Origin of the sequence: Hydrogenimonas thermophila (assembly GCF_900115615.1) — a bacterium.
Lineage (GTDB): Bacteria > Campylobacterota > Campylobacteria > Campylobacterales > Hydrogenimonadaceae > Hydrogenimonas > Hydrogenimonas thermophila.
Window position 1 is genome coordinate 100911 of record NZ_FOXB01000002.1, and the last position, 16542, is coordinate 117452.

Annotated in this window: 15 protein-coding genes and 10 tRNA genes; 24 read left to right on the forward strand and 1 reads right to left on the reverse strand. The window is 35.5% G+C overall.

All coding sequences use genetic code 11. The annotated features are described in order from the left end of the window. Position 1: 1 nt before the first annotated feature. Genes BM227_RS01185 through BM227_RS01195 form a run of 3 tightly spaced genes read left to right on the forward strand, consistent with a single transcriptional unit; the run spans position 2 to position 4922 of the window. On the forward strand, positions 2–2137 hold the full coding sequence (locus BM227_RS01185) for an STT3 domain-containing protein (RefSeq protein ID WP_092910229.1): 2136 nt from the start codon (positions 2–4) through the stop codon (positions 2135–2137). A gap of 33 nt (positions 2138–2170) precedes the next feature. Then, positions 2171–3157, forward strand: a complete 987-nt coding sequence (locus BM227_RS01190; protein WP_092910231.1) for an MraY family glycosyltransferase — start codon at positions 2171–2173, stop codon at positions 3155–3157. Beyond that, positions 3147–4922 (forward strand): polysaccharide biosynthesis protein, encoded by a 1776-nt coding sequence (locus tag BM227_RS01195; RefSeq protein ID WP_092910234.1) that lies wholly within the window; start codon positions 3147–3149, stop codon positions 4920–4922. The genes BM227_RS01190 and BM227_RS01195 overlap by 11 nt, the downstream gene beginning before the upstream one ends. Before the next feature lie 4 nt (positions 4923–4926). On the opposite strand, the gene ilvD is transcribed toward BM227_RS01195, so the two are convergent. Further along, positions 4927–6606: a dihydroxy-acid dehydratase gene (ilvD, locus tag BM227_RS01200; protein ID WP_092910237.1), complete on the reverse strand. Its 1680-nt coding sequence runs from the start codon at positions 6604–6606 to the stop codon at positions 4927–4929. A 267-nt stretch (positions 6607–6873) separates the two neighbouring features. Here ilvD and BM227_RS01205 point away from each other — a divergent pair. The 21 genes from BM227_RS01205 to rplL all read left to right on the forward strand — a co-directional run bounded on the left by BM227_RS01205 (position 6874) and on the right by rplL (position 16414). Beyond that, positions 6874–6948 (forward strand) — tRNA-Gly (locus BM227_RS01205). Between the two features lie 81 nt (positions 6949–7029). Next, positions 7030–7116 (forward strand) — tRNA-Leu (locus tag BM227_RS01210). Between the two features lie 13 nt (positions 7117–7129). Next, a tRNA-Cys gene (locus BM227_RS01215) sits at positions 7130–7203 on the forward strand. A 20-nt stretch (positions 7204–7223) separates the two neighbouring features. Next, positions 7224–7311, forward strand: a tRNA-Ser gene (locus tag BM227_RS01220). Between the two features lie 56 nt (positions 7312–7367). After that, positions 7368–7455: transfer RNA gene (locus BM227_RS01225), tRNA-Ser, on the forward strand. 245 nt (positions 7456–7700) lie between these two features. Next, a complete protein-coding gene (locus BM227_RS01230) occupies positions 7701–8969 on the forward strand; it encodes a DEAD/DEAH box helicase (RefSeq protein ID WP_092910240.1) in 1269 nt (422 codons plus the stop codon). 130 nt (positions 8970–9099) lie between these two features. Further along, on the forward strand, positions 9100–10788 hold the full coding sequence (locus BM227_RS01235; protein WP_092910243.1) for a nitrite/sulfite reductase: 1689 nt from the start codon (positions 9100–9102) through the stop codon (positions 10786–10788). 74 nt (positions 10789–10862) lie between these two features. Next, a complete protein-coding gene (locus tag BM227_RS01240; RefSeq protein ID WP_092910246.1) occupies positions 10863–11219 on the forward strand; it encodes a hypothetical protein in 357 nt (118 codons plus the stop codon). A 68-nt stretch (positions 11220–11287) separates the two neighbouring features. Then, a tRNA-Thr gene (locus BM227_RS01245) sits at positions 11288–11364 on the forward strand. A 36-nt stretch (positions 11365–11400) separates the two neighbouring features. After that, positions 11401–11486, forward strand: a tRNA-Tyr gene (locus BM227_RS01250). 15 nt (positions 11487–11501) lie between these two features. Beyond that, positions 11502–11578 (forward strand) — tRNA-Gly (locus BM227_RS01255). A 90-nt stretch (positions 11579–11668) separates the two neighbouring features. Beyond that, positions 11669–11743 (forward strand) — tRNA-Thr (locus tag BM227_RS01260). A 178-nt stretch (positions 11744–11921) separates the two neighbouring features. Continuing rightward, positions 11922–13121, forward strand: a complete 1200-nt coding sequence (gene tuf, locus BM227_RS01265; protein WP_092910249.1) for an elongation factor Tu — start codon at positions 11922–11924, stop codon at positions 13119–13121. A 52-nt stretch (positions 13122–13173) separates the two neighbouring features. Further along, positions 13174–13332, forward strand: a complete 159-nt coding sequence (gene rpmG / locus BM227_RS01270; RefSeq protein WP_092910251.1) for a 50S ribosomal protein L33 — start codon at positions 13174–13176, stop codon at positions 13330–13332. Between the two features lie 30 nt (positions 13333–13362). Next, a tRNA-Trp gene (locus BM227_RS01275) sits at positions 13363–13438 on the forward strand. A gap of 17 nt (positions 13439–13455) precedes the next feature. After that, the gene (gene secE, locus BM227_RS01280; RefSeq protein ID WP_092910253.1) at positions 13456–13635 is read left to right on the forward strand and encodes a preprotein translocase subunit SecE; all 180 of its coding nucleotides are present in this window, start codon (positions 13456–13458) and stop codon (positions 13633–13635) included. Positions 13636–13646: 11 nt separating this feature from the next. Next, a complete protein-coding gene (nusG, locus tag BM227_RS01285; protein ID WP_092910256.1) occupies positions 13647–14177 on the forward strand; it encodes a transcription termination/antitermination protein NusG in 531 nt (176 codons plus the stop codon). Between the two features lie 21 nt (positions 14178–14198). After that, positions 14199–14624 carry a 50S ribosomal protein L11 gene (gene rplK, locus BM227_RS01290; protein WP_092910259.1) on the forward strand — a complete coding sequence of 142 codons (426 nt, stop codon included), beginning with the start codon at positions 14199–14201 and terminating at the stop codon, positions 14622–14624. A gap of 58 nt (positions 14625–14682) precedes the next feature. Beyond that, positions 14683–15387, forward strand: coding sequence for a 50S ribosomal protein L1 (rplA, locus tag BM227_RS01295; RefSeq protein WP_092910263.1), 705 nt, complete (start codon positions 14683–14685; stop codon positions 15385–15387). Between the two features lie 101 nt (positions 15388–15488). Continuing rightward, positions 15489–15974, forward strand: a complete 486-nt coding sequence (gene rplJ / locus BM227_RS01300) for a 50S ribosomal protein L10 (protein ID WP_092910266.1) — start codon at positions 15489–15491, stop codon at positions 15972–15974. Between the two features lie 65 nt (positions 15975–16039). Beyond that, the gene (gene rplL, locus BM227_RS01305; protein WP_092910268.1) at positions 16040–16414 is read left to right on the forward strand and encodes a 50S ribosomal protein L7/L12; all 375 of its coding nucleotides are present in this window, start codon (positions 16040–16042) and stop codon (positions 16412–16414) included. Positions 16415–16542 lie beyond the last annotated feature (128 nt).

The window sequence follows — 16542 nt, forward strand, 5'->3', positions numbered from 1 at the left end:
TATGAAACTTTTGGATATTGGTGAGTATAAGCTTTCTAAAAAAGCTACACTATTAATGATATTGGGAATATTTGTTTTTAGTGTTGCATGCAGAATGATATGGGTATATCAATTTAGTGATATGGATTCATTTAAATGGAATAATGAATTAATGATTAACACTAATGATGGTTACTATTTTGCTGAAGGTGCAAGAGATATACTCAATAATGATTTGACAGATAGTAGATCTCCTACTGATACCTTTGTATCAAAGTTAACTGCTTTTTTAACAAAAATTTTACCATTTAGTTTAGAAACTATAATATTGTATATGCCAGCTTTTCTAAGTTCTCTTCTTGTTATACCAATGGTATTAATTGGTCGAACTTTAGGAAATACTTATTTAGGTGGTATTGCCGCACTATTGTCTAGTATAACTTGGAGTTATTACAATAGGACAATGGTCGGATATTATGATACTGATATGCTAAATATTGTTTTTCCTATGTTTATTATTCTTGGATTTATGTTGTCAATAAAACAGCAACATATTAAATATACTCTTATTAGCATAATATCAATTATACTTTATCAGTATTGGTATAGTGCTAGCTACTCTTTAATATTGGCTTTAGTTGGTATTTTTGCTATTTATATATTATTTAAAGATAGAAAAAACAGACTAAACTTTCTATTTATTGCTCTATTGCTTTTTTCAATGGCAAGTATTCCAATTTTGTTAAAAGTATTATTAATTTCTGGTATCTATCTAGCAACATACTATTTAAAAGATAAAATATTAGCATATAGTTTGTATATCTTAGCTATTGCATTTTTATTGGTATTATTTACAGGAGGATTTAATCCTATATTAACAAATTTGAAATTATATGTATTTAGGGAAGCAGTAGCCTCAGATTTAGAAAATTTGAAATTACACTATTTTGCTGTAACACAAACTGTTCGTGAAGCTGGACAAATACCATTTGAAGTATTTGCAAATCGTATAAGTGGTCATACTATTACATTTATTTTATCACTTATTGGATATGTTTTATTATTAATAAGATACCCTATTATGATTTTAACATTACCTATGGTCGGTTTAGGATTTATTGCTTTAAAAGCAGGTTTAAGATTTACAGTTTATGCAGTTCCAATTATGGCATTTGGTTTTTCATATTTTGTATTAGTATCTTCAAAAATATTTGAATCGTTTATATATAATGAAACTACATTAAAATATATTAAAGGAATATTTATTTCTATTGCAATTCTATATGCTTTATATCCAAATATAAAGCATATAGAGCAGTATAAAGTTCCAACAGTATTTAATAAACAAGAGGTTAAGGTTTTAGATAAATTAGGTCAAATAGCAAAAAAAGATGATTATGTAGTAACTTGGTGGGACTATGGTTATCCAATAAGGTTTTATTCAAATGTAAATACTTTAATTGATGGTGGTTTGCATAGTGGTGATCTGAATTTTCCAGTTAGTTTTATTCTAACTAAAGATCAAGTCAGTGCTGCTAATATGGCTAGATTGGATGTTGAGTATACAGAAAGAAGAGAAAAAGAGCATTTTTCATCAAATTTAATTCAAGAGATGAAAGATTACAAATTTAATGATATCAATCAATTTTTAAATTCACTACATTCTAAGAATTTTAAACTTCCTGAAAAAACCAGAGATATTTATCTTTATCTTCCAGATAGAATGTTAAATATATTTCCAACTGTCAATCTATTTTCAAACTTGGACTTAGTTACAGGAAAAAGATTACCACAAAACTTTTTTTATAAAACTCAGAGATTTAGAGATTTGGGAAATATAATAGATTTAGGCAATGGTATAAAAATAATAAAAAATGGAGGAAAGATTCAAATAGGAAGAAAAGTTTTAATGTTGAACTCATTTATAGTCACAGAGTATGATCGTTCTGGTAAATTACAGAAGCATATTCAAAATATAGATCCAACCTCTCCTATATATGTTATTTTTATGAAGAGTTATAATCGTTTTTTAGTACTTGATAAAAAGATGTTTAATTCAACATATATACAACTTTATGTTTTGGAAAATTATGACAAAGATTTATATGAACCAATTATTTTAAGTCCATTTGCAAAAGTATATAAATTAAAAATTTAGGATCATAAATGTCAATGATATGGTGTAACATTAATGGTTGAAATCATAGTTTTTATATTTTCTGCACTATTAACACTGTTAATGCGTCATTTTGCACTTAAAAAGAAGTTGCTGGACATTCCAAATGAGCGTAGTTCTCATACTGTGCCTACTCCAAGAGGAGGAGGTTTAGCAATTGTTATCTCATTTTATGGAGCATTACTCTATTTTTATATGATTAATAGCATTGATCCAGCTCTATTTTATGCATTACTTGCGGCATTGCCTATTGTAATAGTAAGTTTGATAGATGATGTTGTATCTTTAAGTGCTAAAACCAGATTAGCTGTACAGTTTGTTTCTACTTGTTTGGCACTATTTGCATTAAAAGAACATCTTGTTCTTGATTTCTATTTTTTTAGGGTTGAGGGGTATTTATTAGCACCATTATTCCTTTTAGCTATTATATGGCTTACAAATCTTTACAATTTTCTTGATGGAATTGATGGGTATGCTGCATCTCAAGCTATTTTTGTCTCTTTAGGGGCATATCTCTTTTTTAACTCAGAGATACTACTTGTTTTAGCTGCTACAGTTTTAGGGTTTTTAATATTTAATTGGCAAAAAGCTTCTATTTTTATGGGTGATGTTGGAAGTGCATTTTTAGGATTTGTTTTTGCTGTTTTTACAATTTACTTTTCTAATGAATCAGGTTCTATGTGGATTTGGCTGGTACTATTAGGAGTATTTTGGTTTGATGCTACTCTAACTATCTATAGAAGATTTAAAAATAAAGAGCAACTTTCTAAGCCACATAAAAAACATGCTTATCAAAGAATTGTTCAAGCTGGGTTTTCTCATCAAAAGACGGTAGTGCTTGCAATGAGTATAAATTTAATTGGTTTATTACTTATTTTAATAACATATAATACTATTTTTATTCCTCTTGTTTCAGTTTTGTATATAGTACTATTATATTTTATAGTACTTTATATAGATAGAAAAAAAGCTTTTGACACCAAGGTCTTAAATGCTCATTGAAAAACTTTTAACACCATCAATATTGAAGCGTACAATATTTTTTATTTTTGCAGATATACTACTTTTTGCATTGAGCTTTTATTTATCTTACCTATTTAGACTTGGGTTTTATATCTCATCTGAGTTTTATGTTGGATTTTATAATGCTCTTCCATTGTTAATTGGATTAAAGTTATTAATGTTATATCTTTTGAAGATATACCATGTGGTGTGGCGTTTTTTCTCTCTTACAGAAGCAAAAAAACTGATATTTGCTATATTTATGGGTAATCTGATTTTTGCAATTCTATTTTTGCCATTTGTTCAAGTACCTTTTCCAAGAAGTGTTATTTTAATTGATTTTTTTATATCTGCAATATTGGTTGGTGGATTTAGAATCTCTAAGCGTCTTTTACTTGAAACAAAACGCAAACCTGGATTAAAACGGGCATTGATAATAGGTGTAAACTCTAAAGCATCCAATCTTATTAAAAGCTTTCTAAGTAATGAAATAGATTATTATCCTGTGGGGATTATTACTGATAAAGATAAAATGGTTGGAACATATTTATCAAATATAAAAATCCATGGTTTTGACAAACTAAAAACATTGATCGATACATTTAAAGTGAATAGTGTGATTATAACGGAAGATTACTCATCGAAAGAGCTTGATAATCTATTTGAAATGTTAAGTGAGCTTGGAATTAAAGAGATTAAAATAGCAAGACTTTTAGGAGATAAAGAAGATAAACTAAAAGATATTGCTATTGAAGATCTGTTGGCTAGGAAACCAAAAGATTTAGATACATCAGCTATTCAATCTTTTATAAAAGGAAAAAAAGTTTTAATAACAGGAGCAGGTGGTAGCATTGGTAGTGAAATTGCTAGGCAGTGTAAGGTATTTGGAGCAAAACAACTTATTTTAGTCGAATCATCAGAATATAACCTATATAAAATATGTGAAGATTTAGATAGCAAAATAGCAGTTCCAAAGCTTCTTTCTGTATTGGAGAGAGATAAACTAGATAGTATATTTGAAGAGTTAAAGCCAGATATAGTAATTCATGCAGCTGCTTATAAACATGTACCTCTTTGTGAAAGTAACATAGATTCAGCAGTAAAAAATAATATTTTAGGTGCAATAAATGTCATAGATATAAGCATAAAACATGGTGTTGAAAAGATAGTAAACATTTCAAGTGATAAAGCTGTTCGACCTACAAATATTATGGGTGCTACAAAGCGTGTAATAGAGCTTTATGCGCAAAATGTACCAAGTGGTAAAACAGAGATTGTTTCAGTACGTTTTGGTAATGTACTTGGCTCAAGTGGAAGTGTTGTACCTAAGTTTAAAGAGCAGATACAAAATGGTGGACCAGTTACCGTTACACATCCAGAAATTACCAGATATTTTATGCTTATTCCTGAAGCTTGTCAGTTGGTTTTACAGGCTGGTGCAATGGCAAAGGGTGGAGAACTTTTTATTTTAGATATGGGAGAGCCTGTTAAAATTGTTGATCTGGCTAGAAAGATGATTCGTCTTTATGGTAAAGAGGGTGAAGTAGAGATAGAGTTTACAGGTTTGCGCCCAGGTGAAAAGCTTTATGAGGAACTTTTAATAGATGAAGCTGAGTGTAGAACTAAATATGAGTCTATCTATGTAGCCAAGCCTACGGAGTATCCTATTGAAAAGTTAAGAGAGAATATTGAAGAGCTTTTAAATTCAGATGACAAAATTGGTGCACTTAAAAAGATTGTCCCGGAGTTTAATCACCGGGACTGATAGATTAGAGTTCAGTTTTTAAAACTGCACCGTTAGCGGCATTTGAGACAAGAAGGCTGTATCGTTTAAGCCATTTGCCTGGAATATCTTTCTTCTTTGGTTTCCACTCTTTGCGTCTTGCTTCCAACTCTTCATCGCTAAGATTTACACGAAGGATGTGTGCATCAACATCTATCTCTATGATGTCACCATCTTTAAGAAGACCTATGACACCGCCTTCAGCAGCTTCTGGACTTACGTGACCTATGGATGCTCCTCTTGTTGCACCACTGAAACGACCGTCAGTAATGAGTGCTACTTTATCGCCCAAGCCCATACCCATAATTAGGCTGGTAGGAGCAAGCATCTCTTGCATTCCAGGTCCACCTTTTGGTCCTTCATATCGAATAACTACAACATCACCCTCTTTAACTTTTCCGCTCATAATACCTGTAATTGCTTCAGGCTGGCTGTCAAAACATACTGCAGGACCACTAAATTTTCGCATATTTGGATCAATTCCAGCACTCTTAACGACTGCTCCTTCTTGAGCAAGGTTTCCGTAAAGAATAGAGAGACCACCAACTTCACTGTATGGTTTGTCTATGGTGTGGATGATATTGGTATCTTTTATTTCTGCATCTTTAATGCGTTCACCAAGTGTTTCACCTGTTACAGTCATTGCATCAAGTTTTAAAACATCTCCACGTTTGCTGATCTCTTTCATTACAGCATTAACGCCGCCTGCTTTGTTGATGTCTTCCATATGTACAGTTGAAAGAGATGGAGAGATTTTTGCAATGTGTGCTACACTGTCGCTAAGCTCATTTATACGAGCCAAATCAAAATCAACTTCAGCCTCTTTTGCAATAGCCATCATATGCAATACTGTGTTAGTACTTCCACCCATTGCCATATCTACTACAAAAGCATTGTTAATAGCTTTTTCATTTAGAATATCGCGAATATTTGGACCTTCTGCTTTTGCCATCTCTACAATGCGTTTTGCTGCTGTACGAACCATCTCAAGACGCTCTTCAGTCATAGCAAGAACAGTTCCGTTGCCAGGTAGTGCAATTCCCATTGCTTCACAAAGTGTATTCATAGAGTTTGCTGTAAACATACCAGAGCAAGAACCGCCGCTTGGACATGCTTCACACTCTATTTCATAAAGCTGTTCATCTGAAATTTCACCTTTGGCACGTTTTCCAACTGCTTCAAATGCTGTAGCAAGATCGACAGGTGTACCATCTTTAAGGTGTCCGGCTCTCATTGGTCCACCAGATACAAAGATGGTAGGAACATTTACTCTAAGTGCACCCATAATCATTCCAGGGACAATTTTGTCACAGTTTGGAATGCAGATGAGTGCATCTAATTTATGTGCATTCATTACAGTTTCAATACTATCAGCAATAAGTTCACGGCTTGGAAGAGAGTAGAGCATACCATCGTGTCCCATTGCAATACCGTCATCAACACCTATAGTATTAAACTCAAACGGTACGCCTCCTGCTTCTCTGATAGCTTCTTTAACAATTCGACCATACTCTTGCAAAAAGAAGTGACCGGGAATAATATCTATGTAACTGTTTGCTATACCGATAAATGGTTTATCAAAATCTTCATCTTTAAGCCCTGTGGCTCGTAAAAGGCTTCTATGTGGTGCACGTTCAAAACCACGTTTGATGATATCACTTCGCATACACATTCCTTACTAAATAGTTTTGTTAATTGTATCTAAATCTGCCTAATAGAAAAGAAACATTCATGATTTTCAGTTAAAATCACAGACTAGAATGAAAATCAAGAGTGTTTCTTTCTTACTAGTAAGAGTAAAGCTTTAGTAAGAGGAATTTTTGCTAGAACTTGTTTTAGTAAAAAGGAGATTTTATAGGTAAAAATTAGAAAATTTCGCAAAAACCCTTTACAACTTAAAATTTTTGAGCTATAATACCACTCCCAAAAATATGCGGGAGTAGCTCAGTGGTAGAGCACAACCTTGCCAAGGTTGGGGTCGCGGGTTCGACCCCCGTCTCCCGCTCCATCTTTAATTTAAATCATATCTGATATTTAAAGATGATATTTAAACTGTTTTGATACGTATTTAAGATGTTCTAATATGCCCGCCCGGGTGGCGGAATTGGTAGACGCAAGGGACTTAAAATCCCTCGAACATTTGTTCGTGCCGGTTCAAGTCCGGCCCCGGGCACCATAATCTTTTATACGGCGACATAGCCAAGTGGTAAGGCACGGGCCTGCAAAGCCCTGATCCCCGGTTCGAATCCGGGTGTCGCCTCCAATTATCTGCTTCTTCTTTGACGGGAGATGGCTGAGTGGTCGAAAGCGGCGGTCTTGAAAACCGTTGAGGGTCACACCTCCCAGGGTTCGAATCCCTGTCTCCCGGCCAGCTTTGCAAAGAATTCAGCATTAACTATCCAAAAACTAAACTTTCTTTTAATATATAGAGAGGTGGCCGAGTGGTCGAAGGCGCACGCCTGGAACGCGTGTGTGGCGCAAGCCACCGAGGGTTCGAATCCCTTCCTCTCTGCCAGTTAACTAGATAAAAAACAAGATTATAATTTACTACCTTTACAAATAGATAAACTTCAGCTATACTTCCACCAACCAAAAGATACTTCGGTCTATCTTTAAATGCTCTTCGGAGCGAGTAAACTAAACGTGCTGCAAAAAATTTTCCTCTTTTAGACTACTCATCAATCAAAATAAACACATTGTTAAACCCGAGACCGGACAAGATATTCAATATTTGTGCGGGTAAAAACAGAAAGAAAACATATGTCATTTGAGACTTTAAACCTAAACCCACAAATCGAGCGTGCCATTAAAGAAGTTGGCTATACTGAAGCTACACCTATTCAAGCAGAAGCAATTCCAGCTATTTTAGATGGTAAAGACCTTTTGGCAGCTGCTCAGACAGGTACAGGTAAAACAGCAGCTTTTACACTTCCAATGTTACAAAAACTTAGCCTTAAAAAATCTAGTGGTAAAAGATATGTAAGAGCACTTGTATTAACACCTACTCGTGAACTTGCGGCTCAGGTACATCAAAGTGTAAGAACTTACGGTAAATATTTGAAACTAAAAAGTGCTGAAATTTATGGTGGCGTAAATATTCAACCTCAAACAAGGACTCTTCGTAATGGCGTTGATATTCTTGTAGCTACCCCAGGTCGTCTGCTTGACCATGTTAATCAGGGTCATATTGATTTAAGTAAAGTAGAGTTTCTAGTTCTTGATGAAGCAGATAGAATGCTTGATATGGGATTTATACATGATATCAAGAAAATAATTTCAGACTTGCCACACTTTAAACAGAGTCTTCTTTTCTCAGCAACATTTTCTGATGAGATAAAGAGATTGAGTAAATCTATTTTACAAGATCCTGTAATGATAAAAGTAGCTGCAGACAATACAACAGCTGATCGTATAAAGCAGACTGTTCATCCTGTTGACAAATCAAAAAAAGCAGATCTTCTTTCTTATCTTATAGGTAAAAATAACTGGCAGCAGGTTTTGGTCTTTACTCGTACCAAGCACGGTGCCGATAAGCTTTCTAAAAGATTGGCACAAGATGGTTTGCCATCAACATCTATCCATGGAAATAAAACACAAGCAGCACGTATGAAAGCACTTAAAGCTTTTAAAGATGGTCGTGTTCGTGTATTGGTTGCAACTGATGTTGCTGCCAGAGGTATTGATATTGATAAACTTGGTCAGGTAGTAAATTTTGATCTTCCTGAAGTTGCAGAAGATTATGTGCATCGTATCGGAAGAACTGGTCGTGCAGGAAATGCAGGTGAAGCCTATTCATTAGTATGTATAGATGAGAAACATTTGTTGCATAGAATAGAAAAACTTACCAATAGAACCATAGAGAAGGTGATGATTGATGGATTCCACCCAGATCCTTCAATTAAATCTGAGCCTGTCAAACAGCGCAGAAGCCAGAATAGACGCAGAAGTTTTAGCAATCGTGGAAACCAAAGCCAAAATGGCAGAAGCAGTCGTGAAGGCAGAAATTTTAGCAGACGTGCTAACGCATAACTCTTTACCGCTCTTATGAGCGGTATTTATAATTTCCTCAAAAACAACTTCTTTTTCTGACTAAAATCAATTTCTTTATATATAAAAGTTAGGTACAATCATCCAATTTTTTCTATAGGATGATTTAGGTATGAAACTTACACTTAAAAAATATGAACAATTTAAGGCTGCATTGCGTCCATATGACTACTTTCCACAGGTTGAAACCCTTGATTTTATGAGTCTTGGTGAAGGTGACCGTTTTTATCTTCAAGATTTTGGGATATTTAACAGTGAGCTGGAAGAAGAGAGCTTTATGCTTCGAGTACGCGTACCAGGAGGGCGTATAAATGCTGAAAACTTTAAAGCTATTGCAGATATTGTAAAAAAACATGATCTTAAGATGATATTGACAGCACGATCTGGAATGCAACTTCATGGGTTAGAGCCTGATAATATCCTTGAAGTTTTTAAACAGATTAATGCAATGGATGGATTGAGTACATGGCAGACTTTTGGTGATAACATAAGAAATGTTATTACTGATGTGTTTGATGGAAGAGGAAAAAGCTGTGAAATAGAAGTTTTTCCATTGATTAAAAAGATGCAAGACTTTTTTCTAAGAAATTCTGATCTTGTCGGTTTGCTTCCTAGAAGAGTTTCGACAGGAATTACAGGCATGAGAGAGAATGTTTCTCTTTTCTTTTCTAATGACATATTTTTTGGACTTGCACAAAAAAATAATATTTATGGGTTTAATGTATATTTTGGCGGGAAGAATACAGAAACAGCCCAATCAGCAGATATATTTTTAGAGCCTGATGAGGTTGTTGATTTCTTTGAAGCTGTAATATTTGCATTTAACAAATATGGGTCCCGTAAAAAGAGGATGCAGAGTCGTATATTCCATATGATTGAAAGTATCGGTATGGATGAGTTTAAATCAAAAATATCCGAGTTTTACAAAAAATCCTGGCAAAGTAGTGGTAATTTACTTTTAAATAAAAAAATATTTGATGATTTTGAAGAGCTTGCAGATGGAAGTTATGCTTATCGATATCGGACTAATTTTGGTCTGATAGAGGCTGAAGAGGTAGAGCAGATAGCAAACTTTGCTATAAAAAATTGCTTAGAAGTTAGACTTGGTACAGATCAGCAAATTTATCTTTTAGGACTGCCAGACAAAAGTGTTCCTTTTGAGCAAAGAAGTGTTGCTCCAACAGTAGTTGCTTGTGCAGGTAGTGAATATTGTCCATTTTCTTATTGGAGTATAAAAGAAGAGTCACATTATCTGCCACAGAAAAAGTTGGAAAAGCATGGAATAAAAGTTGGCTTTTCTGGATGCATGAAAGGTTGTGGAAGACATAAACATGCAGACATTGGTATTGTAGGACTCAGATCAAACAAGTTTGGCAAGAATGACAAGGCAGCAAGAATTTTTCTTGGCGGGGAGTATACGTATGGCAAAAGAGCTACGGAAGCAGTTTTTAGAAGTATACCTGTAGATGAGATGGAAAGAGTCATATCTCTTGTTATTGATACATTTGAACTTAGCAAAGAAAAAGATTTTGAAACATTTTCATCAAATATTTTAAATAAATTTACACCACAATTTTTAGAGTTTTGGTTTTTGGCAAATCTTCAAAGAGAAGAGTGTAGAAAGCTTACGCTAAAAGATGAAATGAGTTTGGCTGAAGAGATTGGAGATGAAAAATATATAGAAATTGTAAAAAATAGAGGATTTAATGCAGCAGCAGAGAGTTTAGTAAGAGATATGTGGCATGTAACAAATGTGCAAGAAGTGTATCATGTAAATCCAAATGAAAGAAAAGTCAGGTAAAATTTTCAAAAACAATTATTCAAATAGAAGATTTATTTTAATTCAAATCTTCTATTTGTAAAAAAAGGAGAGTTTTGGATAAGAGAAAAGAGAAGTATATTCAATCACGTTACAAAAGAGAGTTAGAAAGATATCTTAACAGAGTAGTTAATTTTGTAATGAATGGAGAGTTTGATAATGAAGATTATGTAAAATTTATAGATAAAGTGCAAGAAAAACTAAATAGCTGTGATAAAGTCAAGCTTTATAATGACTATTTTGAAAAAATTGAAAAATTTATAGCTATGACTGTGGAGTTAAAAGAAAAAAATCAAGAGATAGAAGATTTAAAGACTAAAATTATGCATGAGGCAAATCTTATACGTAAGGCAAAAAGAAAGAAGAGTTATACAAGAAAACGGTATAAAAATATAGAAAATGAAGAAATTTAAAAAAAATTTCCAAAAACTCTTGACATTTGAAAAAAAAAATATTAGAATTGCACTCCAATTTTAAAGAAGCCGGTGTAGCTCAGTTGGCTAGAGCAGCTGATTTGTAATCAGCAGGTCGGGGGTTCGAGTCCCTTCACCGGCTCCATTTTATTTTTGTCAGTGTTTGTACCAGAGTGACACTGGTGGGATACTCAAGTGGCCAACGAGGGCAGACTGTAAATCTGCTGGCTTTCGCCTTCGGAGGTTCGAATCCTCCTCCCACCACCATGTTCACAAAGCGATGCGGGAGTAGCTCAGTTGGCTAGAGCATCAGCCTTCCAAGCTGAGGGTCGCGGGTTCGAGTCCCGTTTCCCGCTCCATTGAATCTGGGAGCTGAAATATTATTCTTGATTCTTGCAATTAGATTCACCCTGATATTCACTCCTAGTATATTTTTATATTTATTTTTTGCCCAGATAGCTCAGTGGCAGAGCACTTCCTTGGTAAGGAAGAGGTCGGCGGTTCAATCCCGCTTCTGGGCTCCACGCCACGAGCACCGATTTTATCGGAGTTCAGCAAGGTATTGGAGCGCACAAGCACTTTTTTACAAAAAATTTGGTATAATTCAACCCGCAATTCGGCAGGGTGCCTCTGTAAACCTTCTATTTAGTATATGGAATGTTTGCAGAGGTACCCTATTTCAATTCTTTTATGGAGGACATAATGGCTAAGGAAAAATTCGAACGAACCAAGCCGCACGTTAACATCGGTACTATCGGTCACGTTGACCATGGTAAAACAACTCTTACTGCAGCTATTACTGCTGTTCTTGCAACTAAAGGTGAAGCAGAGTTGATGGATTATGATCAAATCGACAATGCACCAGAAGAGCGTGAGCGCGGTATTACTATTGCTACTTCTCACGTTGAGTATGAGACTGACAACCGCCACTATGCACACGTTGACTGCCCAGGTCACGCTGACTACGTTAAAAACATGATTACTGGTGCTGCTCAGATGGACGGTGCTATTCTTGTTGTTTCTGCAGCAGATGGTCCAATGCCACAAACTCGTGAGCACATTCTTCTTTCTCGACAGGTTGGTGTTCCATACATCGTTGTATTCATGAACAAAGCTGACATGGTTGACGATGAAGAGCTTCTTGAACTTGTTGAAATGGAAATTCGCGAACTTCTTAGCGAATACGATTTCCCAGGTGATGACACTCCTGTTATTGCTGGTTCTGCTCTTAAAGCTCTTGAAGAAGCTAAAGCAGGTACAGTTGGTGAGTGGGGACAAAAAATTCTTGAGCTTATGGATGCTGTTGATGAGTACATCCCAACTCCAGAGCGTGAAACAGACAAAGATTTCCTTATGCCAATCGAAGACGTCTTCTCAATTTCTGGACGTGGTACAGTTGTAACTGGACGTATAGAGCGTGGTAAAGTTTGCGTTGGTGATGAAGTTGAGATCGTTGGTATTCGTGAAACTCAAAAAACTACAGTAACTGGCGTTGAAATGTTCCGTAAAGAGATGGAGTGTGGTGAAGCTGGTGATAACTGTGGTGTTCTTCTTCGTGGTACTAAGAAAGAAGATGTTGAGCGTGGTATGGTACTTTGTAAACCAGGTTCTATTACACCTCATACTAAATTTGAAGCTGAAATTTATGTACTTACTAAAGAGGAAGGTGGACGACATACTCCATTCTTCAATGGTTACCGCCCTCAGTTCTATGTACGTACAACTGACGTTACTGGTGCTATTACTCTTCCAGAAGGTACAGAAATGGTTATGCCAGGGGATAACGTTAAAATTACTGCAGAGTTGATTGCACCTATCGCATTGGAAGAGGGTACTCGCTTCGCTATTCGTGAAGGTGGACGTACAGTCGGTGCAGGTGTTGTTTCTAAAATCATCGAGTAACACACTAAACCAAAGGTGGCACAAAGCCACCTTGTCTTAAGGATAAACCAAGATGAGAATTAATATAGGACTTAAATGCAGTGAGTGTAGTGAAATAAACTACACAACAACTAAGAACAGCAAGACTCATACTGAAAAGTTTGAGACTAAAAAATATTGTTCACGCTGCAACAAGCATACGCTTCATAAAGAAGTGAAACTTAAGAGCTAATCCCTTTTAGAAGGGTTAGCTTATTAAAATAGGGCAGTAGCTCCAATGGTAGAGCATCGGTCTCCAAAACCGAGTGTTGTGGGTTCGAGTCCCTCCTGCCCTGCCACTTTAAGGAAATAAATCATGGAAAAAATGATTAATTATATTAACCTGTCAAAAATAGAACTATCAAAAGTAATTTTTCCAACCAAAATGCAGGTTAGACAGGCTTTCTTTGCAGTATTTCTTGTAGTATCGGTCGTTTCACTCTTTTTAGCATTGATCGATCTAATAATGTCTGCATCACTTTCTGCACTAATTTAAGGGGATTTTATATGGCAGCAAAATGGTACGCTATACAAACATATGCAGGAAGCGAGCAGAGCGTTAAAAGAGCTATTGAAGCTATGGCTGAGCAACTTGGATTGCAAGATCGCATAGAAGAGATAGTCGTTCCTACCGAAGATGTAATTGAAGTAAAAAATGGTAAAAAAAAGATAACTGAAAGATCTTTATATCCAGGCTATGCTTTTGCAAAAATGGATTTAGATACAGATTTATGGCAAAAGATTCAATCATTACCTCGTGTTTCACGATTCATTGGTGAATCAAAAAAACCAACACCTTTAAATGAAAGTGATGTACAAAATATTTTAGATAAAGTTCAAAACAGAGCTGCACCAAAACCAAAAATATCTTTTGAAACAGGTGAAATGGTAAGGATTGTGGACGGACCTTTTGCAAACTTTACTGGTATGGTCGAAGAGTATGACCTTGAACATGGCAAACTTAAACTAAATGTATCCATTTTTGGAAGAAGCACACCTGTAGAGATTTTATACTCACAAGTAGAAAAGATAATCTAAACTTAACAGAAGGGAAACGCAATGGCTAAAAAAGTTGTTGATGAATTTAAATTGCAAATTCCTGCCGGGAAGGCTAATCCGTCTCCTCCGGTAGGTCCAGCACTAGGGCAACGTGGTGTTAATATTATGGAGTTTTGTAAAGCTTTCAATGAGAAAACAAAAGATATGATGGGATATAACATACCAGTAGTAATTACTGTTTACTCAGACAGAAGTTTTACATTTATCACTAAAAAACCACCTGTAACTGACCTTATTAAAAAAGAGATTGGTTTGCAAAAGGGAAGTGATAATCCATTGAAAAACAAAGTTGGCAAGATCACTAAAGAGCAAATCATGAATATTGTGAAAACAAAAATGGATGATTTAAATGCTCATAGTGAAGAGGCAGCAGCTAAAATTATTGAAGGAAGCTGCCGAAGTATGGGTGTCGAGATAGTCGACTAATTGATCTTTACCGCAAGATCTAAAAGATGCGGTAGCAAAAAATTTGCGGAGAATTAATATGGCTAAAAAACTTTCTAAAAGAGTACAACAGTTACTCGAAAAAATTGATACTAAAAAAACTTATTCTATTGAAGAAGCAACTGCACTTGCAAAAGATTTAAAATCGGCAAAATTTGATGAGACTGTTGAATTGGCTCTACGACTTAACGTTGATCCACGACATGCTGATCAAATGGTTCGTGGTGCTGTTGTATTGCCTCACGGTACTGGTAAAAATGTAAGAGTTGCAGTTTTTGCAAAAGGTGCAAAAGCTGACGAAGCTAAAGAGGCAGGTGCTGATGTTGTTGGTGCTGAAGACCTTGTTGAACAAATTCAAGGTGGAAATATTGACTTTGATATTGTAATTGCAACTCCTGACATGATGGGCCAAGTTGGTAAGATTGGACGAATCCTTGGACCAAAAGGATTAATGCCTAACCCAAAAACTGGTACAGTTACAATGGATGTAGCTCAAGCTGTTAAAAATGCAAAAGGTGGACAGGTTAACTTCCGTGTTGATAAAAAAGGAAACATCCACGCTGGTATCGGTAAAGCAAGTTTTGATGCTGATAAGCTTGTAGAAAACCTAAAAGCATTTGTTTCAGCTATCAATAAACAAAAGCCTGCATCTGCTAAAGGTAGATATATTCAAAATGGTACTCTTTCTCTTACAATGAGTCCATCTGTAAAACTTGATACAAATCAATTAATGGAAATTAAATAAGCACAGTTTGTGCTTTATCTTAGACTAGAGATAGTTAGGGGCTATACGCTTAATCGGCTATGTGCCGCCCTTCTTGAAGTCTCAGTCGGAAAGGAGGAAAAATGACCCGAAGTGAAAAAGAACAGCTTGTTAAAGAGCTTTCCGATGCATTTAATGAAGCCAACTGTGTTGTTATCTGTGACTTTAAAGGTATGTCAGTTAAAGAGATGGAAGGCTTCCGTAAGATCGGATTCGAAGCTGGACTCGGTGCACGTGTAGTTAAAAACACACTTGCAGAAATTGCATTCAAAAATGCTGGAATTGAGGGTGTTGAACTACGCGAAACTAATATGGCAATATGGGGTGAAGATCCTATTGCTACTGCAAAAGCTGTCGCTAAATACGCTAAAGAGAATGACAAGTTTGTCATTAAAGGCGGTGTTATTGAAAAAGAGCCAGTTGATGCAGCAAAAATCATCGAGTACAGCAAACTTGCAGGTCGCGAAGAGTTGCTCGGAATGCTTCTGTCTGTTTGGACAGCTCCACTTCGCAATATGGTTTGCGGACTCGACAATTTGGCAAAGAAAAAAGAAGAAGAGGCTGCTTAATAATTGCAGCCTGAAAATGGTAGCATAAAGTTATCTGTATAAAATATTCCTAATAGGAGATAAAAATGGCAATTACTAAAGAAGAATTGTTTGAATATATTGAAGGTTTGTCTGTTCTTGAACTAAACGAACTTGTTAAAGAGTTTGAAGAAAGATTTGGTGTTTCTGCAACTCCTATGGTTGTAGCTGGTGCTGCTGGTGGAGATGCTGGCGGAGCTGCTGAAGAGCAAACTGAATTTGATGTAATTCTTACAAGTCCTGGTGCTAAGAAGATTAATGTTATTAAAGTTGTTCGTGAAGTTACTGGTCTTGGTCTTAAAGAGGCTAAAGAAGCAGTTGACGGAGCTCCAACAACTATTAAAGAAGCTGTTAGCAAAGAAGAGGCTGAAGAGCTTAAAGCTAAATTCGAAGAAGCTGGCGCAACTGTCGAAATTAAATAAAAATTTAAATCTCTTAAATAAAGGGAAGATAATATCTTCCCTTTATCTGTTTTACACTACACTATTAGCTTTACGCTTACTTATCGTATCAGATTCTGGTACTTCCTATGCAACACACTACTGAATGA

What these genes read in the sequence shown, in the direction of transcription:
- rplA (WP_092910263.1), top strand. Translation starts at nt 14,683, where the DNA reads ATGGCTAAAAAACTTTCTAAAAGAGTACAACAGTTACTCGAAAAAATT.
- BM227_RS01230 (WP_092910240.1), top strand. Translation starts at nt 7,701, where the DNA reads ATGTCATTTGAGACTTTAAACCTAAACCCACAAATCGAGCGTGCCATT.
- rpmG (WP_092910251.1), top strand. Translation starts at nt 13,174, where the DNA reads ATGAGAATTAATATAGGACTTAAATGCAGTGAGTGTAGTGAAATAAAC.
- BM227_RS01185 (WP_092910229.1), top strand. Translation starts at nt 2, where the DNA reads ATGAAACTTTTGGATATTGGTGAGTATAAGCTTTCTAAAAAAGCTACA.
- BM227_RS01190 (WP_092910231.1), top strand. Translation starts at nt 2,171, where the DNA reads ATGGTTGAAATCATAGTTTTTATATTTTCTGCACTATTAACACTGTTA.
- rplJ (WP_092910266.1), top strand. Translation starts at nt 15,489, where the DNA reads ATGACCCGAAGTGAAAAAGAACAGCTTGTTAAAGAGCTTTCCGATGCA.
- secE (WP_092910253.1), top strand. Translation starts at nt 13,456, where the DNA reads ATGGAAAAAATGATTAATTATATTAACCTGTCAAAAATAGAACTATCA.
- ilvD (WP_092910237.1), bottom strand. Translation starts at nt 6,606, where the DNA reads ATGCGAAGTGATATCATCAAACGTGGTTTTGAACGTGCACCACATAGA.
- nusG (WP_092910256.1), top strand. Translation starts at nt 13,647, where the DNA reads ATGGCAGCAAAATGGTACGCTATACAAACATATGCAGGAAGCGAGCAG.
- rplL (WP_092910268.1), top strand. Translation starts at nt 16,040, where the DNA reads ATGGCAATTACTAAAGAAGAATTGTTTGAATATATTGAAGGTTTGTCT.
- BM227_RS01235 (WP_092910243.1), top strand. Translation starts at nt 9,100, where the DNA reads ATGAAACTTACACTTAAAAAATATGAACAATTTAAGGCTGCATTGCGT.
- rplK (WP_092910259.1), top strand. Translation starts at nt 14,199, where the DNA reads ATGGCTAAAAAAGTTGTTGATGAATTTAAATTGCAAATTCCTGCCGGG.
- tuf (WP_092910249.1), top strand. Translation starts at nt 11,922, where the DNA reads ATGGCTAAGGAAAAATTCGAACGAACCAAGCCGCACGTTAACATCGGT.
- BM227_RS01195 (WP_092910234.1), top strand. Translation starts at nt 3,147, where the DNA reads ATGCTCATTGAAAAACTTTTAACACCATCAATATTGAAGCGTACAATA.